This is a genomic window from Streptomyces sp. NPDC054786 (assembly GCF_053611685.1).
Genome location: NZ_JBSHAW010000044.1, coordinates 40,279 through 63,884 on the forward strand (window position 1 = coordinate 40,279; position 23,606 = coordinate 63,884).

General features: G+C 71.3%; 21 protein-coding genes. 12 read left to right on the forward strand and 9 right to left on the reverse strand.

The features are described 5' to 3' along the window. Positions 1–66 precede the first annotated feature (66 nt). From gatA to ACWGI6_RS30870, 4 genes are all read left to right on the forward strand, one after another. Positions 67–1,560, forward strand: coding sequence for an Asp-tRNA(Asn)/Glu-tRNA(Gln) amidotransferase subunit GatA (gatA, locus tag ACWGI6_RS30855; protein WP_453270550.1), 1,494 nt, complete (start codon positions 67–69; stop codon positions 1,558–1,560). A gap of 5 nt (positions 1,561–1,565) precedes the next feature. Further along, on the forward strand, positions 1,566–1,799 hold the full coding sequence (locus tag ACWGI6_RS30860; protein ID WP_030087700.1) for a hypothetical protein: 234 nt from the start codon (positions 1,566–1,568) through the stop codon (positions 1,797–1,799). Positions 1,800–1,815: 16 nt separating this feature from the next. Then, complete coding sequence (gatB, locus tag ACWGI6_RS30865) at positions 1,816–3,324, forward strand: Asp-tRNA(Asn)/Glu-tRNA(Gln) amidotransferase subunit GatB (RefSeq protein ID WP_453270551.1); 1,509 nt, start codon at positions 1,816–1,818, stop codon at positions 3,322–3,324. A 173-nt stretch (positions 3,325–3,497) separates the two neighbouring features. Then, complete coding sequence (locus tag ACWGI6_RS30870) at positions 3,498–4,400, forward strand: LLM class F420-dependent oxidoreductase (RefSeq protein WP_453270552.1); 903 nt, start codon at positions 3,498–3,500, stop codon at positions 4,398–4,400. 61 nt (positions 4,401–4,461) lie between these two features. Here ACWGI6_RS30870 and ACWGI6_RS30875 read toward each other — a convergent pair whose 3' ends face one another. After that, positions 4,462–5,307 (reverse strand): COG4705 family protein, encoded by an 846-nt coding sequence (locus tag ACWGI6_RS30875; protein WP_453270553.1) that lies wholly within the window; start codon positions 5,305–5,307, stop codon positions 4,462–4,464. 235 nt (positions 5,308–5,542) lie between these two features. Between ACWGI6_RS30875 and ACWGI6_RS30880 the strand changes: the two genes are divergently transcribed. Continuing rightward, entirely contained in the window at positions 5,543–5,707 is a 165-nt protein-coding gene (locus ACWGI6_RS30880; protein ID WP_453270554.1) for a hypothetical protein, read from the forward strand. A 17-nt stretch (positions 5,708–5,724) separates the two neighbouring features. Here the strand turns inward: ACWGI6_RS30880 and ACWGI6_RS30885 are convergent, their stop codons facing one another. The 3 genes from ACWGI6_RS30885 to ACWGI6_RS30895 are packed head-to-tail and all read right to left on the reverse strand — an operon-like array spanning position 5,725 to position 7,831. Further along, positions 5,725–6,729: an aldo/keto reductase gene (locus ACWGI6_RS30885; RefSeq protein WP_453270555.1), complete on the reverse strand. Its 1,005-nt coding sequence runs from the start codon at positions 6,727–6,729 to the stop codon at positions 5,725–5,727. 17 nt (positions 6,730–6,746) lie between these two features. Further along, positions 6,747–7,010: a DUF397 domain-containing protein gene (locus tag ACWGI6_RS30890; protein ID WP_453270556.1), complete on the reverse strand. Its 264-nt coding sequence runs from the start codon at positions 7,008–7,010 to the stop codon at positions 6,747–6,749. Beyond that, positions 7,007–7,831: a helix-turn-helix domain-containing protein gene (locus ACWGI6_RS30895; protein WP_453270557.1), complete on the reverse strand. Its 825-nt coding sequence runs from the start codon at positions 7,829–7,831 to the stop codon at positions 7,007–7,009. Before ACWGI6_RS30895 ends, ACWGI6_RS30890 begins: the two co-directional genes overlap by 4 nt. A 113-nt stretch (positions 7,832–7,944) precedes the next feature. On the opposite strand from ACWGI6_RS30895, the gene ACWGI6_RS30900 reads away from it, so the two are divergent. Beyond that, positions 7,945–8,382 (forward strand): ATP-binding protein, encoded by a 438-nt coding sequence (locus ACWGI6_RS30900; protein WP_453270558.1) that lies wholly within the window; start codon positions 7,945–7,947, stop codon positions 8,380–8,382. Here the strand turns inward: ACWGI6_RS30900 and ACWGI6_RS30905 are convergent. After that, positions 8,367–10,079, reverse strand: a complete 1,713-nt coding sequence (locus ACWGI6_RS30905) for a chitinase (RefSeq protein WP_453270559.1) — start codon at positions 10,077–10,079, stop codon at positions 8,367–8,369. The genes ACWGI6_RS30900 and ACWGI6_RS30905 overlap by 16 nt on opposite strands. An 80-nt stretch (positions 10,080–10,159) precedes the next feature. Further along, positions 10,160–10,369: a hypothetical protein gene (locus tag ACWGI6_RS30910; RefSeq protein ID WP_453270560.1), complete on the reverse strand. Its 210-nt coding sequence runs from the start codon at positions 10,367–10,369 to the stop codon at positions 10,160–10,162. A 140-nt stretch (positions 10,370–10,509) separates the two neighbouring features. On the opposite strand from ACWGI6_RS30910, the gene ACWGI6_RS30915 reads away from it, so the two are divergent. The 5 genes from ACWGI6_RS30915 to ACWGI6_RS30935 all read left to right on the forward strand — a co-directional run bounded on the left by ACWGI6_RS30915 (position 10,510) and on the right by ACWGI6_RS30935 (position 19,532). Then, on the forward strand, positions 10,510–12,621 hold the full coding sequence (locus ACWGI6_RS30915; protein ID WP_453270561.1) for a phosphocholine-specific phospholipase C: 2,112 nt from the start codon (positions 10,510–10,512) through the stop codon (positions 12,619–12,621). A 237-nt stretch (positions 12,622–12,858) separates the two neighbouring features. Then, entirely contained in the window at positions 12,859–15,117 is a 2,259-nt protein-coding gene (locus ACWGI6_RS30920; RefSeq protein WP_453270562.1) for an MMPL family transporter, read from the forward strand. 117 nt (positions 15,118–15,234) lie between these two features. Then, positions 15,235–15,888 carry a hypothetical protein gene (locus ACWGI6_RS30925; protein ID WP_453270563.1) on the forward strand — a complete coding sequence of 218 codons (654 nt, stop codon included), beginning with the start codon at positions 15,235–15,237 and terminating at the stop codon, positions 15,886–15,888. Between the two features lie 205 nt (positions 15,889–16,093). Beyond that, positions 16,094–16,291, forward strand: a complete 198-nt coding sequence (locus ACWGI6_RS30930) for a hypothetical protein (protein WP_453270564.1) — start codon at positions 16,094–16,096, stop codon at positions 16,289–16,291. A 133-nt stretch (positions 16,292–16,424) separates the two neighbouring features. Continuing rightward, entirely contained in the window at positions 16,425–19,532 is a 3,108-nt protein-coding gene (locus ACWGI6_RS30935) for a helix-turn-helix transcriptional regulator (RefSeq protein WP_453270565.1), read from the forward strand. 263 nt (positions 19,533–19,795) lie between these two features. Here the strand turns inward: ACWGI6_RS30935 and ACWGI6_RS30940 are convergent, their stop codons facing one another. The 3 genes from ACWGI6_RS30940 to ACWGI6_RS30950 form a co-directional block, all read right to left on the reverse strand. Beyond that, on the reverse strand, positions 19,796–19,993 hold the full coding sequence (locus ACWGI6_RS30940) for a DUF6191 domain-containing protein (RefSeq protein ID WP_453270566.1): 198 nt from the start codon (positions 19,991–19,993) through the stop codon (positions 19,796–19,798). 87 nt (positions 19,994–20,080) lie between these two features. Then, a complete protein-coding gene (locus ACWGI6_RS30945; protein WP_453270567.1) occupies positions 20,081–21,250 on the reverse strand; it encodes a PQQ-dependent sugar dehydrogenase in 1,170 nt (389 codons plus the stop codon). 214 nt (positions 21,251–21,464) lie between these two features. Further along, positions 21,465–22,505 (reverse strand): aldo/keto reductase, encoded by a 1,041-nt coding sequence (locus tag ACWGI6_RS30950; RefSeq protein ID WP_453270568.1) that lies wholly within the window; start codon positions 22,503–22,505, stop codon positions 21,465–21,467. Between the two features lie 88 nt (positions 22,506–22,593). Here ACWGI6_RS30950 and ACWGI6_RS30955 point away from each other — a divergent pair, with 88 nt between their 5' ends. Beyond that, positions 22,594–23,556: a 2-hydroxyacid dehydrogenase gene (locus ACWGI6_RS30955; protein ID WP_453270569.1), complete on the forward strand. Its 963-nt coding sequence runs from the start codon at positions 22,594–22,596 to the stop codon at positions 23,554–23,556. Positions 23,557–23,606: the final 50 nt, after the last annotated feature.

Sequence of the window (23,606 nt, forward strand, 5' to 3'; positions counted from 1 at the left end):
CACCCGACCGCGAAAGCCGCACCTCTGCGCCGCGCGGGCGGAGAAGCGAACGAAGAAGCTAGGGCCATGGCAGACCTGATCAAGCTCACCGCCGCCGAGATCGCGGCGAAGGTCGCCTCCGGCGAGCTCACCGCCGTCGAGGTGACCGAGGCCCACCTGGCGCGCATCGAGGCCGTCGACGAGAAGGTGCACGCCTTCCTGCACGTCGACCGCGAGGGCGCGCTCGCCCAGGCCCGCGCCGTGGACGAGAAGCGTGCCCGCGGCGAGAAGCTCGGCCCGCTGGCCGGCGTCCCGCTCGCGCTCAAGGACATCTTCACGACGGAGGGCATTCCCACCACCGTCGGCTCGAAGATCCTCGAAGGCTGGATCCCGCCGTACGACGCCACGGTCACCAAGAAGCTCAAGGCCGCCGACGTCGTCATCCTCGGCAAGACCAACATGGACGAGTTCGCCATGGGGTCCTCCACCGAGAACAGCGCCTACGGCCCGACCGGCAACCCCTGGGACCTGACCAAGATCCCCGGCGGCTCCGGCGGCGGCTCCAGCGCCGCGCTCGCCTCCTACGAGGCCCCGCTCGCCATCGGCACGGACACCGGCGGCTCCATCCGCCAGCCCGCGTCCGTCACCGGCACGGTCGGCGTCAAGCCCACCTACGGCGGCGTCTCCCGCTACGGCATGGTGGCCTTCTCCAGCTCCCTGGACCAGGGCGGCCCCTGCGCCCGTACGGTCCTGGACGCGGCCCTGCTGCACGAGGCCATCGCCGGCCACGACCCGCTGGACTCCACCTCCATCGACGCCCCCGTACCGCCGGTCGTCGAGGCGGCCCGCAACGGCAGCGTCGAGGGCATGCGCGTCGGCGTCGTCAAGCAGTTCCGCGGCGAGGGCTACCAGGCCGGTGTCATCCAGCGCTTCGACGAGTCCGTCGCGCTGCTGAAGGAGCTGGGCGCGGAGATCGTCGAGCTGGACTGCCCGTCCTTCGACCTGGCGCTGTCCGCGTACTACCTGATCGCGCCCTCGGAGTGCTCCTCCAACCTGGCCCGCTTCGACGCCATGCGCTACGGCCTGCGGGTCGGCGACGACGGCACGAAGTCCGCCGAGGACGTCACCGCGCTGACCCGTGAGGCCGGCTTCGGCGACGAGGTCAAGCGCCGCATCATCCTCGGCACGTACGCGCTCAGCTCCGGCTACTACGACGCGTACTACGGCTCCGCCCAGAAGGTGCGGACGCTGATCACCCGCGACTTCGAGAAGGCCTTCGAACAGGTCGATGTGATCGTTTCGCCGACCACGCCGACCACCGCCTTCCCGATCGGCGAGCGCGCCGACGACCCGATGGCGATGTACCTCGCCGACCTGTGCACGATCCCCACCAACCTGGCAGGCAACGCGGCGATGTCGCTGCCCTGCGGCCTGGCGCCCGAGGACGGGATGCCGGTGGGCCTGCAGATCATCGCTCCTGCCATGGCCGACGACCGGCTCTACAAGGTCGGTGCCGCGGTCGAGACCGCGTTCACCGCCAAGTGGGGTCACCCGCTGCTTGAGGAGGCACCTGCACTGTGAGCGCCATGACCAAGAAGGCCAAGAACTTCAAGAAGTCCAAGGGCGGCCTGTATCTGTCGATCGGCAGCACCGCGTTCGGCGCCCTCAGCGTCGCGAAGCAGGCCAAGCTGGCCCGTCAGGAGAACGACACGCTCCGCCTGATCGACGCCGCCGTTTCGGCCGCGGCGATCGTCACCGGCCTGGCGATCCTCTACCGCGAACTGAAGCGCCTGGGCGACGACGACGTCCTGCTGGGCTGAGAGGGAAAGTTTCACCGTGACTGTCACTGACCTGGTGTCGTACGAGGACGCCCTCGCGACGTACGACCCCGTCATGGGCCTGGAGGTCCATGTCGAGCTCGGCACCAAGACCAAGATGTTCTGCGGGTGTTCCACCACCCTGGGGGCCGACGCCAACGCGCAGACCTGCCCCACCTGCCTGGGCCTGCCCGGCTCGCTGCCCGTCGTCAACGCGATCGGCGTCGAGTCCGCGATCAAGATCGGCCTGGCGCTGAACTGCTCCATCGCCGAGTGGTGCCGCTTCGCCCGGAAGAACTACTTCTATCCGGACATGCCCAAGAACTTCCAGACCTCCCAGTACGACGAGCCGATCGCCTTCGACGGCTACCTCGACGTACAGCTGGAGGACGGGGAGATCTTCCGGGTCCACATCGAGCGCGCCCACATGGAGGAGGACACCGGCAAGTCCACCCACATCGGTGGCGCCACCGGCCGTATCCACGGCGCCCGGCACTCCCTCCTCGACTACAACCGCGCCGGCATCCCGCTCATCGAGATCGTCACCAAGCCCATCGAGGGCGCGGGCGAGCGGGCCCCCGAGGTCGCCAAGGCGTACGTCGCCGAGCTGCGTGAGCTCATCAAGGCGCTGGGCGTCTCCGAGGCCCGGATGGAACAGGGCCAGATGCGCTGCGACGTGAACCTGTCGCTGCGCCCCCAGGGCACCGAGAAGCTGGGTACCCGCTCGGAGACCAAGAACGTCAACTCCCTGCGCTCCGTGGAGCGCGCGGCGCGCTTCGAGATCCAGCGCCACGCCGCGGTGCTGTCCTCGGGCGGCACGATCGTCCAGGAGACCCGGCACTTCCACGAGGAGGACGGCTCCACCACGGCCGGCCGCATCAAGGACAACGCCGAGGACTACCGCTACTTCCCCGAGCCGGACCTGGTGCCGGTGGCCCCCTCCCGCGAGTGGGTCGAGGAACTGCGGGCCACGCTCCCCGAGCTGCCGCGGCTCCGCCGCAACCGGCTGCGCGAGGAGTGGGGCATCTCCGAGCACGACATGCAGTCGATCCTCAACGCGGGCGCGGTCGATCTGATCACCGCCACCGTCGACGCCGGTGCGGACTCCGTCTCGGCCCGTAAGTGGTGGATGGGCGAGCTGGCCCGCCGCGCCAACGAGGACGGCGTGGACCTGGCCGACCTGCCGATCACCCCCGAGCAGGTCGCCCGGGTCACCGCGCTGGTCGCCGACGGCTCCCTCAACGACAAGCTGGCCCGCCAGACCATCGAGGGCGTGCTGGCCGGCGAGGGTGACCCCGACACGGTCGTCGAGAAGCGCGGTCTGAAGGTCGTCTCCGACGAGGGCGCCCTGGGCACCGCCGTCGACGAGGCGATCGCCGCCAATGCCGCCATCGCCGACAAGATCCGCGGTGGCAAGGTGGCCGCGGCCGGCGCCCTGGTCGGCGCGGTCATGAAGGCCACCCGCGGCCAGGCCGACGCGGCCCGCGTGCGCGAACTGATCCTGGAGAAGCTGGGCGTCGAGGGCTGACGCGCTTTTCCTGGTGCACGACGGTGAGCGGCCGTCCTTCTCCGGAAGGGCGGCCGCTTCGCCGTTCCCCCACCCGATCGGCCCGCCGAGGAATGCCATGGCCCACCGCCATGCTGTGATCGACAAGAGGCTCCTCCGCACGGACGGGGCCACCCTCAGCCAGTGGAGGAACGGTGCAGCAGCAGGCTCTCGCTTCGCGGATCGGCCGGGTCGGTGTCTGGCACGGCGGGCTCGGCATGGTGCCGGCCGCCGTCATGCGTCAGGCGGCGGCCGAGATCGAGGAATGGGGGTACGGCGCCCTGTGGTTCGGGGAGGCGCAGGCCACCGAAGCGGTCAGCCAGGCCGGGCTGCTGCTGGCCGCCACCGAGCGGATCACCGTCGCCACCGGCATCGCCAACATCTGGGTACGGGACGCGTCCGCCATGACGGCCGCGGCGCACACCCTGGCCGAGGCGTACGACAGCCGGTTCCTGCTGGGCCTGGGCGCGAGCCATGCCCCGCTGGTCAACCAGCGCGGCCACACCTACACCAAGCCGCTCGCCGCGATGCGCGAGTACCTCGACGCGATGGACGCGACGCCGTACGACGGGCCGGTGGCCGACCCGCCGCCCGCCCGGGTGCTGGCGGCGCTCGGCCCCAAGATGCTGGAGCTGGCGCGGGACCGTACGGCCGGCGCTCACCCCTACTTCGTCACCCCCGAGCACACCGCCCGCGCCCGCGAGATCCTCGGCGCCGGTCCGCTGCTCGCCCCCGAGCAGGCCGTACTCCTGGAGTCCGACCCCGCCACGGCCCGCTCCCTGGCCCGTGAACACCACACCCGCTTCTACCTGCAGCTGCCGAACTACATCGGCAACCTGCGCCGACTCGGCTTCGGCGACGAGGACTTCGCGGGCGGCGGCAGCGACCGGCTGGTGGACGCCATCGTGGCATGGGGCGACGCCGACGCCGTACGGCGTCGCGTACAGGAACACCACGACGCCGGGGCGGACCATGTGGCCCTCCAGCCGTTGGCGGCGGACCGGGGCCTGGGGCTCGATCAACTGCGGGAACTGGCGCCGGTGTTGCTCGGAACCTGACGGCCGGCGGCCGATGGGGGCGGCGGGGGGCGGTGTGGCCCGCCGCCCGCCGCTCCGCCGGTCAGGCGGCAGTACCCGTGGCCTGCTGCTCGGGTGGGGTGTCCTTGTGACTGATCGCCAGGTAGCCCACGAGCAGGACGATGGGCACGATCAGTGTCAGCGTGACCGGCCCCGTGCCCCAACCGAGGCCGCCGCGGGAGGTGGAGACGCCCATCCAGTCGGCGAAGGAGGCCCCGAGCGGGCGGGTCAGGACGTACGCCCACCAGAAGGCGGCGACGGCGTTGAGGCCGAGGAAGCGTCCGGAGAGTGCGGGCACCGCGATGAGGGCGGTGAACAGGATGCCGGAGGGGAGGTAGCCCCAGCGCAGGGTGCCCGCGGTGAGGTCGCCGACGGCGGTGCCGAGGGCGAAGGTGGCGAGCACGGTCGCCCAGTAGAAGGTCTCGCGGCGGCGGGTGCGGATGCTGTGGATGGACAGCGTGCCCTCGGACACGTACCAGGCAGTCAGGAGCGCGGCGAGCCCGAGGGAGAAGGCGATGACCGAGACCGTGTAGGGGATGCCGGCCACGACGTGGACGACATCGGCGGCCATCGTGCCGAAGACGCTGACCATGACGATGGCGGACCAGTAGACCCAGGGCCGGTAGCGGGTGGTGCGGAACTGGAGGACCAGCAGGGCCACCAGCCCGGCCAGCCCGAGGGTGCCGGCCGGTATCGGCCCGAGCGTCCGGCCGAGGTAGTCCGAGGCCGTCTCGCCCATACCCGTGGTGAGTACCTTCACTCCCCAGAACAGGGCCGTGACCTGCGGTACCTTGCTCCAGCCCGGTCCGTGTCCGCGGCCGGTCACGGGGGTGCCGTATCGCCTCCCGCCCACGGGCCGTGCCGGCGCCTCGCTGCTCGGCTGTGCCATCGTCCTGTCCGCCCTCCCGGCGCGGTGCGCCGTGTCGGCAACCTTCTGCATGTCGGGCGCCGGGCAGCGACCACGCGCGCTCGGTGGTCACTGCCCGGCATTCGTCTACAAGACTGTAGACGATGGGGTGGGGCGAGCCGCGACCGCCTCCGGTCCGCGGCCCCGGGGCCCGCGGTACCCGCATTCGGGCCTCCTGGGGTGGTCGTCCGGAACGATGCGGTGGGTCGAGGCCCTCGTGGCCGGCACGCGCGAGGACGGCCGCGACCACGGCATGGACGGCCGGACCCGAGCGTTCGTCACACGCACCACCGAGAATCTGCTCCATGCCTTCGCCGAGGCGCCCGCGGCGAAGATCCGGCCGGCGCCCCGGAACAACGTGGCGCGCGTGTACGGGACCTGAGCCTCGCCCGACCGGGCTCAGTGACCCAGCCGCTCCAGGGCGGCCAGCGGATAGCGTTCCCCGGCCACGGCGCCGTCGGGCACGGCCGCCCGCAGCCGGGCCGCGTCCTCCGGACCGAGCGCGAGGCCGGCCGCCGCCACGTTCTCCTCCAGGTAGGCACGGCGCTTGGTGCCGGGGATCGGCACGATGTCCTCGCCCTGGGCGAGCAGCCAGGCGAGGACGGCCTGTGCCGGGGCGCAGCCGAGGGAGTCGGCGGTGCGGCGAACGGCCTGGACGAGGCGCAGATTGCGGTCGATGTTCTCGTCGGAGAACCGCGGCCAACGGCGCCGGGCGTCCTCGGAGGTGAGGTCGTCACGGGAGGCCAGCGCACCCGTCAGCATGCCGCGCCCGAGCGGGGAGTACGCCACGACGCCGATGCCGAGCTCCCGGCAGGTCGCCAGCATCTCGCCCTCCACGACATCCCGCGTGAAGAGGGAGTACTCCAGCTGTACGGCGCTGATGGGGTGGACGGCGTGCGCCCGGCGCAGCGTCCTCGGGCTCACCTCGCTGAGGCCGAGGTGTCGTACGGCGCCGACGGCGACGAGCTCGGCCATCGCGCCGACCGTCTCCTCGATGGGGACGGCCGGATCGCGGCGGTGCATGTAGTAGAGGTCGATGCGGTCCGTGCCGAGGCGGCGCAGGGAGGCGTCGCATGCCTCCCGCACCCAGGCGGCGGAGGTGTCGACCTCGTTCACCCGCCCGGTGGCGGCGTCGTGCCGGAGCCCGAACTTGGTGGCGATGACCAGTCCGTCCCGCTGCGCAGCCGTACGGCTGCGCAGCCAGCGGCCGAGGAACTCCTCGTTGGTGCCGCGCCCGTAGGCGTCCGCGGTGTCCAGCAGCGTCATGCCGAGCTCGGCCGCGCGGTCGAGGGTCCGTACGGATTCCGCGTCGTCCGGGACGCCGTACGAGGTCGACATCCCCATGCAGCCGAGGCCGAGCGCGGAGACGGTGGGCCCGTGCGTACCGAGCCGTCGGTGCTTCATCGTCGCCCCGGCGCCGGTCAGACGGAGACGTCCGCGATGAAGGCGGCCCAGGCGGCGCTGCTCAGCGTGAGCGCCGGGCCGTCGGGGTTCTTGGAGTCGCGGACGTGGATGGCGGAAGGGCAGGTGGCGACTTCGATGCAGTCGCCGCCCTCACTGCCGCTGTAGGTGGACTTGTGCCAGGTGTAAGCAACCTCTATGCAGTCGCCGCCCGCGCTGCCGCTGTAACTGGACTTGAACCAGGTGACGCCGTTGGAGAAGGGCTGGGCTGCTGTGCTGGTCATGACTCTCCTAGCAAGTCGTCCAGCAGGCCTCTGGTCTCCTCAGGGGTGAGGGCCTGCGACCGCAGCATCCCATACACCTGTTGGTACACACTGACCTTGTCCGGATCATCGATGAGGAAGCTGATCCGTTGCGCCTCGATGTATGCGAGGTGTTCGTGTTCGGGTGTCTCCAAGAGGACGAGCGGTCCATCCAGTGAGGCGTGTGTGGTTCGAGCGGTCGGCATGATCTGGAGCCCCAGGAAGGGCAGTTCGGCGCACCGACGCAGATGGCGGAGTTGTTCACGCCAGGTGTCCGTTCCTCCTAACGGCCGGTGGAGTACCACCTCCTCCAGAATGAAGTTGAGCATCGGCCGAGGCTTCTTGCGTTCCAGCAGCTTCTGTCGGTCGATCCGCGCGGAGAGCCACTCGTCCGCCTGATCTTCATCGAGCGGCGGATAGAGGCAGTCGAAGACCGCGTGCGCATAAGGCTCCGTCTGTAACAGCCCAGGCACCACCTGGTTCTGGTACGACAGCAGCGTCAGCGCCTCCTCCTCGTGCTCCACCAGGTCCTGGACGAACGCGGGCAGCTTCTCCCGCTCAGGGACCTTCGCCACCGCGACCGCCAACGCCCCCTTGGTGTCAAGGAGTTCATCAAAGGTCTCAGCAAGGTCGATCTTCAGTGGTCTCCGGCCCTGCTCGATCGATCCGATCGTGTCCTCGTGCAGCCCCACCCGCTCGGCCAGCGCGGGCTGGGTGATGCGGGCGGCCTTCCGGAAGTGACTCAGCTGGGCGCCGATCACATGCCAGGAAGTGATCCTCTTCGGTTTGTTCGCCGGGTGCATGCGCTCTGCCTTCCCCTCCCCGCGACGGCATGACACAGCCAGAAGTCGTACAGCGGATCTGTACGACCTGACACTGTGGTCCAGCATAGTTACGCACTGTGACAGTGGCGGTTATGCACAAGGAGATTCAGACCCTCTGCGCCCGCACGGCGTTCTACCGGCGCGAGCGCCGATCGGTCCCGCTGGCACGGCAGTTCGCGCGTACTGCCCTCACCGACTGGGGGCTGGGCCACCTCGCGGACGACGTCCTGCTCTGCGTGAGTGAACTGGCCACCAACGCCCTGCTGCACGGCGTCCCGCCCGGCCGTGGCTACCGGCTGTGGCTCTCGCAGGCCGAGGACGGACTGCTGCGCGTGGAGGTGCACGACAGCGGTGACGGGGAGCCGCGGGCTCCGGTGCCGTACGACGGTGACGGTGACGAGGGCGAGTCCGGACGCGGGCTGCTGCTGGTGTCCGCGCTCGCCGACGCGTGGGGGGGCGGGGAGGGCGGGCCGGGGGAGGTGGTGTGGTGGGGGGTGCCCGGCTACGGCAAGGGTTACGGCAGGCCGTGAACGTGCGGGCCGACCGCGTTCGACCAGGCGTTGCCGCTCGTCGAGTCCCAGTTGGTCGACCAGGTCATGGCGCCCCGTATGCCGGGGTAGGTGCGGGCCGGTTTGAAGGAGCCGCAGTTGGTGCCCCTGGCCAGGCAGTCGAGGGCGGCATTGACGACGCTCGGAGCGACATAGCCGCTGCCCGCGCCCCGGGTGGAGGCGGGCAGGCCCAGGCCCACCTGGGCGGGGGTGAGGCCGCCTTCGAGCTGGATGCAGGCGAGCGCGGTGAGGAAGTCGACGGTGCCCTGGGAGTAGACCTTGCCGTCACAGCCGAGCATGGAACCACTGTTGTAGTACTGCATGTTGACGACGGTGAGGATGTCCTTGACGTTCAGTGCGGTCTGGAAGTAGCCGCCCGAGGTGGACTGCATGTCGAGGGTCTGGGGCGCCATGGTGAGGACGAGCTTGCCGCCCGCCTTCTGGGAGAGCGAGCGCAGTGCCTGGCTCATATAGGTCGGGTTGAGGCCGTTTTCGAGGTCGATGTCGACGCCGTCGAAGCCGTACTGCTGCATGAGGGTGTAGAGGCTGGTGGCGAAGTTGTCCGCGGAGGCGGCGTCGTTGACGGAGACGGTGCCCTTCTCGCCGCCGACGGAGATGATGACCGACTTGCCGGCCGCCTGCTTGGCCTTGATGTCGGCCTTGAAGCGGTCGACGGTGTAGCCGCCCAGACCGGCCGAGTCGAGGTTGAAGGTGACGGCGCCGGGTGTGGTGGTGGCGTCCGCGAAGGCGACGGCGATGATGTCGTACTGGCCCGGTACGTCGCTGATCTTCTGGACGGTGGCGCCGTTGTTGAAGTTCTGCCAGTAGCCGGTGACCGCGTGCTGGGGGACGGTGGGGTTGCCGCCGTCTCCGGAGGGTGCTGTGGTGGCCGTGACCTCCGCCGAACGGGCCGATTCACCGGCCGCGTTGGTGGCCGTGACCTGGAAGCGGTAGGCGGTGGCGGGTGCCAGGTCGGAGACCGTCGCCGAAGTGCCGTTCGCCGTCCGGTACTTGGTGCCGTCGCGGTAGACGGTGTAGCCGGTGGCGCCGGAGACCGGGTTCCAGGAGAGGGCGACGGAGGACGCGGTCACCGCACCGGCGGTGAGCCCGCCGGGTGCGGCCGGGACCTCGGGTCCGGGGTCGGTGCCGCCCCCGCCGTCCGGGCCGAGCACGCTGAAGTCGTCGGCGTAGTAGGTCGGTTGCCCGTACCAGCCGTGGGTGTAGACGGTGACCGAGGTGGTGGCGGGGCCGGTGGTGAAGGTGGTGGTGAGCTGCTGCCAGCCGGTGGCGGACGGGGTCCAGGTGGAGACGTCCGTGGTGCCGGTGCCGGAGGCGCCCAGATAGACGTAGGAGCCCTGGACGTATGTGCTCAGCCGGTAGGTCGAGCCGGGCTTGACGGCGACGGTCTGGGAGCAGGTGGCGTTGTCGGAGGCGGTGGGGGCGGCCTTGAGGGCGCCGGTGCCGCTGTGGACGGGGGTGCCGACGGTGCTGCCGCTGCCCGCCGAACACGTCCAGTTGCTCAGGCCGGATTCGTAGCCCGCATTCCTGGCGACGTTGACATCGGCCGCGGCGGCCGGTGTGGAGCCGGAAAGGGTGGCCGCCGCGGCGGCGAGGGCCGTCAGTGCCGCCGCGAGCAGGCGTCTGTGGCGCGCCGGCCGGGTGAGTGCGGTGCGAGGCATGGCTGTCTCCAGTGCCGAAGGGGGGAACACGGGGAGAACTGCAGCAAGACGGTGGCCACCGCTACTGGCCACAGAATGGTTCAGACCAATGGGGCGGTCAAGAGGCCCGGCACAACGGGGACTTGCGCGTGCCGGGAGTTCCGATCGGCCTGGCTGTCCAGAACCGTCTGGATCTCGCGCAGCCCCAGGTCCAACTCCCGCATCAGCAGGATCTGCTGCAGCCGCAGCAGATCGGCCTCCTGGCGCACGATGCGGCCGGTGCCGGAGTCACGGCTCGACGGCGTGGGCAACAGCTTTTACCGCTCCCCGAGTTGTCACTTCTATACCTATCGCCCGTCACGACCCTCCGTTAGCGTCCTCGTCGCCCCATCGCCATGGGTTGGGTGCAGACCATTGACTGGCTGATGGACCGTCGACTGGGAGGTCGGGCGTGGCACCTGAGGTATCTCGTAGACATGTACTGGGAGTTGGCGCGGCGGCGGTGGGCGCGGCGGCGGCCGGATCGCTGCTGCCACGGTCGTTGCAGCAGGCGCTGGCGGCCGACGCGGCACGGCCGGCGCGTGGCGGGGACGGGCTCGGGGACATCAGGCATGTGGTCGTGCTGATGCAGGAGAACCGCTCCTTCGACCACTACTTCGGGATGCTGCGCGGCGTACGCGGCTACGCCGACCGCAACGCGATCGAGCTGCCCGGCGGGCGGAGCGTCTATGAGCAGCCGGGGCTGCTGGGCGCCGGGACCGTGCTGCCGTTCCCGGTGCGCGAGGCGGCCGCCACGCAGAAGAAGGACCTGCAGTACATCGGCGCGCTGGACCACAGCTGGTTCGGCGGGGCCGTGGCGTGGAACGGCGGCTGGATGAACAGCTGGGTCACCGCCAAGACCGCCGCCACGATGGCGCACTACGACCGGCAGGACGTCCCGCTGCACTACGAACTCGCGGACACCTTCACCGTCTGCGATGCCTACCACTCCTCGATCCACTCCTCCACCAGCCCCAACCGCAACCACCTGGTGAGCGGTTGGACGGGCTATGAGCCCAACGGCAAGCGTGCCGTCGGCAACGACGCGTACGAGGAGGACACCCACACCGGCTACACCTGGACCACCTACGCCGAGCGGCTGGAGAAGGCCGGCCGCAGTTGGCGGGTCTACCAGGAGTGGGACAACTTCACCGACAACAACCTGGAGTTCTACGCGAGCTTCAAGGCGGTGGCGAGGAAGGCCCTGGCCAAGGTGGACGGGGTGCAGAACATGACCGGCTACTACGGGAAGCTGGCGGGCGCCGACGAGGCCGGGCGCCGACGGCTGCAGGGGCTGCTGGAGGAGGGCGTCAGGGGCCTGAGCCGCGCTGAGCGCAGCCTGTTCGAGCGGGCGCTGCGCCGCGGTGAACCGGACAGCACGGCGACCGCCTTCGCCGCCGACGTGGCGAGCGGCAGGCTGCCCGAGGTGTCGTACCTCGTGCCGTCCGCGGCGGACTCCGAGCACCCCGGCTCGTCCTCGCCGGCCGAGAGCGCCACCATCGTCTACAAGGTGCTGGACGCGCTCGGCAAGCACCCGGACGTCTGGCGGCACACCGCGCTCTTCCTGACGTACGACGAGAACGACGGGTTCTTCGACCATGTGCCGCCGCCGGTCCCGCCGCCCGGGACGGACGGCGAATACTGGGACGGGCGCCCGACCGGTCTGGGCATGCGGGTGCCGATGCTGGTCATCTCGCCGTGGACGGTCGGCGGCTACGCCTGCTCGCAGGTCTTCGACCACACCTCGATCACCCGGTTCCTGGAGCGCTGGACGGGGATCGAGGAGCCCAACATCAGCGCCTGGCGGCGCACCGTGTGCGGCGATCTGACCGCCGCCTTCGACTTCTCCCGCGGGCGCAAGCAGCCGTCGGTGCGGCAGCCCGGCGCGATCCCGCCGTTCAGCGGGCGCTGGTCGCCGCTGCCACCGGCCGAGCAGGCGCCGCCGCAGCCGGAGCGCGGCAGCCGGCCGGCCAGGGCGCTGCCGTACCAGCCGGACGCCGACGGCGGCTTCGACCCGGGCGCCGCCGTCTTCCGGATGGCCGTACGCAATGGCGGGAAGGCCTCCGCGCACCTGGCGCTCTACCCGTACGCGAAGGAGTTCGACGTCCCGCAGCACCGGGATGTGCGGGGGAAGGGGGAGTGGGAGGTACCGGTCAAGGGTGGTGCATACCGCTTCACGGTGACCGGGCCGAACGGCTTCCGGCGGGAGTTCGCCGGGACGGGGCGGGGCGCCGCCGCGGCCGTCCGGATCAGCACACGGATCGACGCCGGGCGGCAGGAGCTCCATCTGACCGTCACCAACCACAGCCGCACCGGGCTGACCTTCACCCTTGAGCCGCTGGCGTACGCGGACGGCGCGCCGCGCACGCTGAAGGTGAAGGCCGGCGGCATCCGCACCGTCGCCCATCCGGCCGGGGACGCGCACGGCTGGTACGACCTCGGTCTCTCGGTCGCCGAGGACCCATCGTTCCACCGCCGGCTGATGGGACATGTGGAGAACGGCAAGGAGTCGGTCACCGGCTGAGACACGGCGCACGGGGCGGGGCCGGGACCAGGGACGAGTTCCCTATTCCCGACTCTTTGTGGGGAAGTCCACAAACACCTCAAAGGATCTCTCCGGGCTGACACCCTGCACCCAACAAGGGGGCCCGCCGTTCCCTCACGGGCATGCGGCGGGCCTGTCCGTCCCCCGTACATCCGCGCTCGGCACCACCCGCCCCCGGGAGATATCGACGCACAACCCGGGAAGCAGACGAGGTCCGTGACCGCTCTGGCTCGGTGGTGTCTCAGGCGCCGCATCGTGGTGATCGTTCTCTGGCTCGCCGCGTTCGCGGGGGTCGCCACCGCCGCGGGGGTGACGGGGTCCGCGTACTCGAACAACTACGAGGTGCCCGGGACCGAATCCGGGCGGGCCTCGGCCCTGCTCGCCCAGGCCTTTCCGGGACAGTCCGGGGACAGCGACAGCATCGTGTGGCACACGGACTCCGGAACGGCGCGTTCCGCCGCGGTCCGCAAGACGATGACGCACACCCTGGAGAAGATCGCCGAGCTGCCCGGCGTCTCCGAGGTGCAAAGCCCCTACGGTGGCCACGGCGCGCGCCCGTCCGGTGGACAGGGCGGGCGGCAGATCAGCAAGGACGGGCACACCGCCTACGCCTCCGTGCTCTTCGACCGCGCCACCGACGAGCTGGACCCCGCCCAGGTCCGCAAGGTCGTCGACACCGCGCAGCGCGCCTCCGGCGGCGGCCTCCAGGTCGAGCTCGGCGGGGCGGGGATCGCGCTGACCGAGGCGCCGCGCGCCCAGCTCCCGGAAATCATCGGGCTCGGCGCCGCGGCCGTGGTGCTCTTCCTCGCCTTCGGGTCGCTCGCCGCGACCTTCCTGCCGATCGTCACCGCGCTGGCCGCCGTCGGCACCGCCTCGGCCGGCATCACCCTGCTCAGCCACGCCATGACCGTCGCCGACTTCGCCCCGATGCTCGGCATGCTGATCGGCCTCGGCGTCGGCATCGACTATGCGCTGTTCATCGTCACCCGGCACCGCAAGGGGCTGCGCGCGGGGCTGCCGGTCGACGAGGCCGCCGTCCGCGCCGTCTCGGTGTCCGGGCGCGCGGTCGTCTTCGCCGGGGCCACCGTCTGTATCGCGCTGCTGGGCATGCTGGTCCTGCGGCTGAGCTTCCTCAACGGCGTCGCCCTCGCCGCCTCGCTCACCGTCGTCCTGACCGTGGCCGCCGCCGTCACCCTGCTGCCCGCGCTGCTCGGGCTGATCGGGATGCGGGCGCTGAGCCGTCGCGAGCGCCGGCGGCTGGCCGAGCACGGACCCCGGCCCGAGCGGCCCACCGGCGTCGCCGCCCGCTGGTCCGGGTTCGTCGAGCGGCACCCCAAGCTGCTGGGGGTGGCCGCGGCGGCCGTCATGGTCGTCCTGGCACTGCCGACCTCCGGACTGCATCTGGGCACCTCCGACCAGGGCAACAACCCGGCCACCTCGACCACCCGCAAGGCCTACGACCTGCTGGCGGGCGGCGGGCCTGGCGACGGAAGCGGAAGCGGATTCGGGCCCGGATTCAACGGCCCGCTGACGCTCGTCGGCACCCTGGACGGCGCCAAGGACCGGATCGCCTTCGACAAGCTGCCGCAGCGGCTGCGGGACACGCCCGGCATCGCCCAGGTCAGCGCCCCCGAGTTCGACGGCAGCCACAGCATCGGCGTGATCACCGTCGTACCCACCACCCCACCGCAGTCCCGGCAGACCTCCGACCTGGTGGAACACCTGCGTACGGACGTGCTGCCCGCGGCCGGGGGCGCGAGCACGCTGCGGGTGCAGGTCGGCGGCATCACCGCCGGCTATGACGACTTCGCGTCCGTCATCGTCGGCAAACTGCCGCTCTTCATCGGCGTCGTCATCGCGCTCGGCTCGGTCCTGCTGCTGCTCGCCTTCCGCAGCGTCGGCATCCCGCTCAAGGCCGCACTGATGAATCTCGCGGCCGTCGCCTCGTCCTTCGGGATAGTCGTCGCGGTCTTCCAGTGGGGCTGGGGCAGCGAGCTGCTGGGGCTGGGCAACGCAGGCCCGATCGAACCGTTCCTGCCGGTCATCATGGTGTCGGTGCTCTTCGGCCTGTCCATGGACTACCAGGTGTTCCTGGTCTCCCGGATGTACGAGGAGTGGCAGCTGACGCACAACAACTGCCGGGCGGTACGGGTCGGCCTCGCCGAGACCAGCCGGGTGATCAACTCGGCGGCGGTCATCATGATCGCGGTGTTCGCGGCCTTCGTCCTCAGCGGGGACCGGACCATCGCGATGTTCGGCATCGGCCTGGCCTGTGCCGTCGCCCTGGACGCCTTTGTGCTCCGTACGCTCCTGGTCCCCGCACTGATGCATCTGCTGGGCGGCGCCAACTGGTGGCTGCCGTCCTGGCTCGACCGGTGGCTGCCCCGGATCAGCATCGAGCCGCCGCCGGAGCCGGGCGCTGCGGTGGAGCTGCCCGGTCCGCAGGGCGGGGAGAAACCGCTGGTGGGGGTGTAGGACCCGGTGCCGGACGGGCCCCCGCGGGGTGCCCGAGGTCGGCGTGTCGCCGACTGCGGCAGGCCCGCCGCCGGGATTCTCATCCGACTCTCATCCGGGGCCCCTACGGTCGCGACCATGGGAACGACCAGGACGACCGAGAACCGAACCGACGACGAGAAGACCGTGCCGGCGCAGGGGGCCAAGGAGACTGCTGCGATCCCGGAGACGACCGAGGCCGAGGCGGCCGGCAAGGCCGGTGCCAAGGTCGACGAGCAGGCCGATGACAACGCCGCCCTCGCCGCGCAGGACGAGGCCAGTGACCTCGAAGCGGACGACGGCGCCGACGATCTCGACCACGAAGCACACACCCCCGACCACTCCGCCGCCGGGATCGCCGCCGGCGCCGGTGCCGTCGTCGCCGCGGGGCTCGGCCTCGCGTCCGTCACCGGCACCTGGCTCGGCACCACGCTGGCCGAGCGGTCGAACCTGATGGGTCAGATCAAGGTCCAGTCGGGCAAGGCTCAGGCCGCCGACCAGATCTCCGCCGTCTACGGTGCCTCCTGGCACACCAATGCCCTGGTCAACGGCTTCTTCGCGCTGCTCGCCGTGATCGCCGCCGCGGTGGTGCTGACCCGCCGTCGCGCCACCTGGGTGCGGGCTGTCGCCTGGGGCGGGCTGGCGCTCGGTGTGCTGGGCATCCTGATCTCCGCGGGCATGTACCTCGACCTGTTCGGGAGCATGCCCACCGTCCCTAAGGCCCCCGCGGGAGCCGGACCCTCGGCTCCGTAAGGTACCCGGGCCGCTTTCTAAGCACCGTACGGGTGCCACGGGCGGTGCCTAAGGAACCCCGGGACAGCATCGCGGGTTTCTGAGCACCGCCCGGGGCCAAAGATCGGGAACTCTCCCGATGTGACGGACCCCCCTTGGCGACGAGGCTGGAGCACATCGACAAGCCGTCGAGACACCACCTCACCGCCGTCAGGGGAGAGACACCATGTACCGCTCCGAGCTGGAGATCCGGGTCCGTTACGAAGAGCTGCGCCGCCAGGCCGACCGGCAGCGCCTGGTGCGCGAGGCGACCGGGCCCCGGCCCGCCGGGCTTCGCGGCGCCACCCGCTCCGGGGCCAACGAACCCGAAGGGCGGGTGAGTACGCGGGGCAGGTGGCGGCGGATACGCCGCGCCACCGTCTGACCGCGCGGCTCAGATGACGTCCCAGGCGGCGCCGTCCGCCGCACAGCCGTCCGCCCGGCCCCAGGTGCCTTCCGCACCGGGCCGGGCGCTTCGCATGCCGAAACCCACTGCCGGATTGTCAGACCCCTGTGCGATGCTCACCAGCGTGGAGACCAGGTCCGTCAGTCCCGTGTTCGTCGGCCGCGCGGCCGAACTCGCCGCGCTGGAGGACGCGCTCGCCCGCATCGCGGCGTCCGGCGAGCCCCAGGCCCTGCTGATCGGCGGTGAGGCCGGGGTGGGCAAGACCCGCCTCATCGAGGAGTTCAGCGAGTCCGCCCGCGCCCGGGGCGCGCTCGTCGCGCTCGGCGGCTGCATCGAGATCGGCTCCGAAGGCCTGCCCTACGCACCGTTCTCCGCGATCCTGCACACCCTCAACTGGCATCTGCGCGACGAGCTGGCCGCCGCAGTCGCCGGCCAGGAGGGCGAACTCTCCCGCATCCTGCCCGAATTGGGGGAGACCCCCGGCGAGGCGCATGACGAGGAGATCGGCCGCGCCCGCCTCTTCGAGCTCACCGCCCGCCTCCTGGAGCGGCTCGCCGCGCACCGCACCCTCGTCCTCGTCGTCGAGGACCTCCACTGGGCCGACCGCTCCACCCGCGAACTGCTCGCCTACCTCCTGCGGGCCCTGCACGACGCCAACGTCCTCCTGGTGGCGACCTACCGCTCGGACGACATCCACCGCCGCCACCCGCTGCGCCCCTTCCTCGCCGAGATCGACCGGATGCGCACGGTCCGCCGCGTCGAGCTGGCCCGCTTCACCCGCGACGAGGTCCGCTCCCAGATCGCCGGGATCAACGGCAGCGATCCCGAGGAGGACACCGTCGACCGGGTCTTCAAGCGCTCCGAGGGCAACGCCTTCTTCGTGGAGGAGCTGGCCCGCGGCCTCGCCGACGGCTGTCTGCACGGCCTCAGCGACCCCCTGCGCGATCTGCTGCTGGTGCGCGTCGAGGCGCTGCCCGAGGACGCCCAGCAGGTGGTGCGCACGGCCGCCGAGGGCGGCTCCACGGTCGAACACGAACTCCTCGCCGCCGTCTGCCGGATGCCCGAGGACGACCTCATCGAAGCGCTGCGGTCCGCCGTCGGCAGCAACACCCTCGTGCCCACCCAGGACGGCACGGGCTACCGCTTCCGGCACGCCCTCGTCCGCGAGGCCGTCGTCGAGGATCTGCTGCCCGGCGAGCGCACCCGCCTCAACCGCCGCTACGCCCAGGCACTGGAAGCCAACCCCTCGCTGGTCCGCGCCGATGTCTGCGCCGCCCGGCTGGCCAGCTACTGGTACAAGTCCCATGACGCCGCCAAGGCGCTGCCCGCCGTCCTCGCCGCCTCCGTCCAGGCCCGCCGCCGCCATGCCTACGCCGAGCAGCTGAGGCTGCTGGACCGCGCCCTGGAGCTGTGGGACGACGCACCGACGGAGGTCCGCCAGGGGGTGCGCCCGGTCGACTACGCCGAGGCGTATCCGGCCTGCGGCTGTCATGACGGCGACGCCCTGGGCTTCCTCGACCTGCTCGCCGAGATCGCGGTGGCCGCCCGGCTCTCCGGCGACAGCGAACGGGCCTTCACGATCACCAAGCGGGCCCTGCGGTCGCTGCGCGGCGAGAGCGACCCGCTGCGCACGGCATGGTTCCTGGTGCAGCGCTCCCGGCTCTGCCAGGGCACCGGCCGCGGCAACGGCTGGGAGGACCTGGGCACCGCACAGGAGCTGATGCGCGGCCTGCCGCCGTCCTCGGTGCACGCCGAGGTGCTGGCCGCCGTCGCCAGCTGGGCGGTGCTGCACGATCCGGGACCGGGCACCTTCGCAACGGCCGAACGCGCCGTGGAACTGGCCCAGTTGGTGGGCGACGACGAGGCCGAGCTCAACTCCCGGCTGACCCTGGCGGGACTGCGGGTCGACGCCGGGGAGGTCGACGAAGGCCTCGCCGACTTCCGTACCAACCTCGACCTCGCCGTCGACCGCGGCTACTTCGCCGTCATCGCCCGCGGGCATGTCAACCTCCCGTCCGCCCTGGAAGGCGTCGGCCGCTCCCGCGAAGCCGTCGAGGTCACCGAGCGCGGCGTCGAACTGACCACTCGCTACGGCCTCAAGGACAGCACCAGCTGGGTGCTGGGCAACCGCGCCGAATCCCTGCAGTCGCTGGGCCGCTGGGAGGAGGCGGGCCGGGCCGCCGCCGACGCCCGCCGCCTCGCCCAGAGCCGCCGTCCCATCGCGCTGGCCGCCAGCCGACGCACCGATCTCGCGCTGAACGAGGGCGACTTCGCCGCCGCCGAACGCGAACTGGCCGTCGCCCAGGAGTACTACGGCACCCACGACCTGCAGCCGCAGCACGCCATCGTCATGGCGCGGCACGCCCTGCGGATCGCCACCCACCAGGGCCGCCTCCTCGACGCCCGCAGCATCCTCCAGCAGGTCCTGGACGCCGGCTTCCCGCCCGGCACCCAGCGCTACGCCTGGCCGTTGCTCTGGTCGGCCGCCGCCGCCGAATCGGACGCCCGCGGACTGCCCGCCGCCGAGCCGGGCCGCGCCGCCGTCCTCGCCCGCATCCGGGACGCCGCCAAGAAGCTGCCCCGGCTCTGCCCGGTCTGGGCGGCCCACGGCCTCGCGGTCGATGCCGAACTCCGCCGCGCCGAAGGCCGCGAGACCCCCGATTCCTGGGCCGAGGCGGTCGCCGCCTTCGAGCCCCTGGAACGCCCGCACGAGCTCGCCCGAGCCTGCTACCGCTGGGCGGAATCCCTCCTCCACGGCAGTGAACGGGCCACCCTCGCACTGCACGGCCGCACCCCGCGCGAGGCTGCCGTACTCCTGCTCACCCAGGCGCACACCGCCGCCGCGACGATGGGCGCCCGCCCGCTCGCCGAGGAACTCGAACTCCTCGCCCAGCGGGCCCGCATCCCCCTGCCCGGTCTGAAGCCGGCGGCCACGACGGAGCCTGTGGCAGACGCCGCGCGCGGAGTCGCCGGAGAACCCTCACCCGCCGTCGCCGTCCCCGCCGAATCCCTCGGCCTGACCCCCCGCGAACGCGACGTACTGCGCCTGGTCGCCGACGGGCGCAGCAATCGCCAGATAGCCGACGCCCTGTTCATCTCCCCGAAGACCGCCAGCGTCCATGTCTCCAACATCCTCGCCAAGCTGGGCGTCTCCGGCCGCGGCGAGGCAGGCGCGGTGGCGCACCGCCTGCGCCTGTTCGGGGAGCCGACACTCAGCTAGGGCGTGTCGTTTGGATCATGGCGGGCTCGCGGGGTCTGGCACGCACGCTCGCCGCGTTGTCGTCACTCGCCGACTCCCCCACGCCTGAACGGCGCGGGGGCACCCCCATCGCGTCGACTCCCTCCTCCGCCTTGCGATCGCACGAACCAGACCCCGCTCCCTGATCCGCCCTGATCCAAACGACACGCCCTAGCGGTCCGGTCGTCCCCCTGACCGGTAGGCAGCCGGGCCAAGGGGTGTCACCGTCACCCACCAGCCGGGGCCTAGGCCTGTTCCCGGCCGCCGTCCTCGCCCTGCTGCTGCCGGGGTGCCTTGACGACGACGGTCCCCGAGGAGAGATCGATCGGGCCCTTCCCGGGATCGCCGTCGCCCACGTCATCGACGACGAGCGACATCTTCTGCCGCTCCTCATCGGTGTGCTTGCGCCCCGGTGCGAACAGTTCTTCCGCGATGTTGAACATGGTGCCCTGCCCCCTCTTCGGTCGACGCGCACCCGTCCCCCTGACCCCCGAGTGTAGGCAGGGCACCCTAAAAGGGGATCAGCCGGATCAGCTCACCTGGAGGCGGAGAATCCGGTCATCGCCCTTGTGTGGTGTGCCCCGTCCGTCCGTGTTGCTGGTGACCAGCCACAACGCACCGTCGTCGGCCGCCACGACGGTCCGCAGCCGCCCGTAGGTGCCCTGCAAAAAGGCCTGCGGAGCCGCCACCGGCTTCGTCCCGTTCAGCGCGATCCGCCACAGCCGTTCGCCGCGCAGCGAGGCCATCCAGATCGAGCCCTTGGCGTAGGCGATGCCGCTGGGCGAGGCGTCCGCGGTCTTCCACTGCTCGACGGGGTCCACGAACCCGGAGCCCGCGGCCGCGTCCTTGGCCTTGCCCTCGACCTCGGGCCAGCCGTAGTTCTTGCCCGGCTCGATGAGGTTGAGCTCGTCCCAGGTGTTCTGACCGAACTCCGAGGCCCACAGGCGCTTGTCATCGTCCCAGGCCAGCCCCTGCACATTGCGGTGGCCGTAGTCGTACACCACCGAATCCGCCGCGGGGTTGCCGTGCGCCGGTTCGCCGTCCGGCGTCATCCGGAGGATCTTGCCGCCGAGGGACTGCTTGTCCTGCGCCAGCCCCGTGTCGCCGGTCTCACCGGTGCCGGCGTAGAGCATCTTGTCCGGGCCGAACGCGATCCGGCCGCCGTTGTGGATCTGGCCCTTGGGGATGCCCTTGAAGACCGTGTCGGGCGCGCCCAGCTGATTGCCCTGCGGGCGCTTCTCGTCGTAGATCATGCGGGCGATGCGGTTGTCGGACGCGGTGGTGAAGTACGCATACACCTCGTGATCCGCACCGAACGTCGAGGACACCGCGATCCCCAGCAGCCCGCCCTCGCCCCCCGGGTCCACACCCGGCACCGACCCCAGCTCGGTGATCTTCCCGCCGTGCGCCGCGACCCGGACGATCTTTCCGGTGTCACGGGACGCGACCAGCAGATCCCCGCCCGGCAGCACCGCCACGCCCCACGGCGACTTCAGCCCGGTGGCCAGGGTGCCGGTGACCTTCACCGAGCCCTTGGCGGGCGGTGCGGTCGACGACGGTGTGGCGCTCGGCGAGGCCGCGGGGTTCTTCGCCCGGGCGGAGTTCTCCGCGCCCTGGGGCTGCGCGCCGCCGGACGAACAGCCCGCTGCCAGGAGCAGCGAAGCGGCGGCCAACACGGCGGTCTGGGAACGGCGTTGCACGGCAGGGGTCCTCTCGTCGGCAGGGCGTGGACAAGAACACCACACCGCGGCCCCGCTGCGCCGCGCCTTATCCGTTCCGGAACCACTCCCACCTGCCATGATCCGGCCGGGGCGGCCCTGCCGCGAGCGGGACACGCACGGCCGGCCCACCTCCGAGGATTCCTCCTGCGCCGGATGGCCTCCGCAAGTACGGGAGGCTTCCGTGGGGGTCCCCTCAGTACCAGGACCCACGCGCCGGCGGCAGCGCGGCGATCTCCGCCAGGTCCTCGCGGGTGAGTGTCAGCTCCGCGGCCTTGGCGTTCTGGGCGGCCCAGCGTTCCTTCTTCGTGCCCGGCACCGGTACGACATGCCGGCCCTGCGCCAGCACCCACGCCAGCGCCACCTGTCCGGGCGTGGCTCCGTACCGGGCACCGACCCGCCGCAGCCCGGCCACCACCGGCTGGTTCGCGGCCATCATCTCGGCGGTGAAGCGGGGGTGGCGGGCCCGCAGGTCCTCCGGTTCGAAGCCCTGACCCGGGGTCAGGGTGCCGGTCAGATAGCCGTTCCCCAGCGGCATCGCCGCGAGGAAACCGACACCCCGCGACTCGCACCACGGCAGCAGCGTCTCCAGCGACTCCGGCGACCACACCGACAGCTCCGCCTGCACGCTGCTGACGGGGAACACCTGCTGGATACGCTCCAGTTGGGCCAGCGTGCCGTCGTGCATCCGGGAACGGGGGCGCGCCCCGCCGCCCGCCGGACGCCGCTCCGTGCGGGCCGCGCGGGCCGGCCGTACCGCACGCGCACCCACCGCACACAGCCCCAGCGACCGCACCTTCCCCGCCGCCACCAGCTCCGCCATCGCCCCCCAGGTCTCCTCGACGGGCACCTCGGGATCGGCCCGGTGCAGCTGGAAGAGATCGATACGGTCGGTCTGCAGCCGCCGCAGCGAGGCGTCGCAGGCGCGCTTGACGTAGCCGGGCCGCCCGTTGGCGACGATGTGCTGCTCGCCCACCAGCAGCCCGCACTTGGTCGACACGAACGCGTCCGCCCGCCGCTCCTTGAGCACCCGCCCCACCAGCAGCTCGTTGGTGAACGGGCCGTACATGTCGGCGGTGTCCAGCAGGCTGCACCCCCGGTCCAGCGCGGTGTGCACGGCCCGCAGCGAGCTGTCCAAGCTGCGCTGCGACTCGGTGTACCCCCAGCTCATCGGCATACAGCCGAGTCCGATGGCGCCCACTTCGAGAGCCGCCGCACCGATTGTCCTGCGCTCCACCTGGTTGTGCCTCCGTCCCCTCGCCCCCGGTCAAGGGCCAGACCAAACTAACGTCTGAACAGAACGTCTCTTCGCATAGCCTGCGGCCATGGCAACCGCAGACCAGCGCACCGAAGCGAACGACGTATGGCTCCCGATCCCGCCCGACGAGATCGACGGCCTGCCGGGCGGCCTCCACTACGTCCACTGGGACGCCGGCCCCGACTACCCGGCCGACCCCGCCCGCTGCGCCTTCTACGCCGTCCCCTACATGAAGGCCGCGGAGGTGAGCCTGCGCCCGCTGTCTCTGATGAGCCGTGTTCGGGTGGTGCAGACCCTCACCGCCGGCATCGAGCACATGCTCCCGGGGCTGCAGCGGATGCCGTCCGGCGCCCAACTGTGCAACGCCCGGGGGCTGCACGACGCCAGCACCGCGGAGCTGGCGCTCACCCTGATCCTGGCCGCGCTGCGCGGTGTCCCGGGCTTCGTACGGGGCCAGGACGCGGGGGAGTGGCGGCAGGGTTTCCAGCCTGCGCTCGCCGACAAGTCGGTCCTCATTGTGGGCTATGGTTCGATCGGCAGTGCCATCGAGGACCGGCTCACACCTTTTGAATGTGCGCGGGTGGCGCGCGTCGCGCGCACCGCGCGTGACACTGTGCGCGGTCCTGTGCATCCATTCTCCGACCTGTCCGCCCTCCTGCCCGACGCGGACGTGGTCGTCCTGGCAACTCCGCTCACCGACACGACGCGTGGCCTGGTCGGGACCGATTTCCTGGCGCGGATGAAGGACGGCGCACTGCTCGTGAACATCGCGCGCGGCGGGATCGTCGACACCAAGGCACTGCTTGCCGAACTGGAATCCGGACGGCTGCGTGCTGCACTCGATGTCACCGATCCGGAACCGCTGCCCCCTGGGCATCCACTGTGGCACGCTCCCGGCGTACTCATCACTCCACACGTCGGTGGCCCCAGCTCTGCCTTCCTGCCTCGTGCGAAGCGGCTGCTGCGCGACCAGTTGGCGCTTTTCGCGGCCGGCGAGCCCCTGCGGAACGTCGTCGCCACCGCCGACTGAGCGCTTGCGCGTAGCGCTACGAGGCCGTACGACTGCAAAGTGTGTTCGCC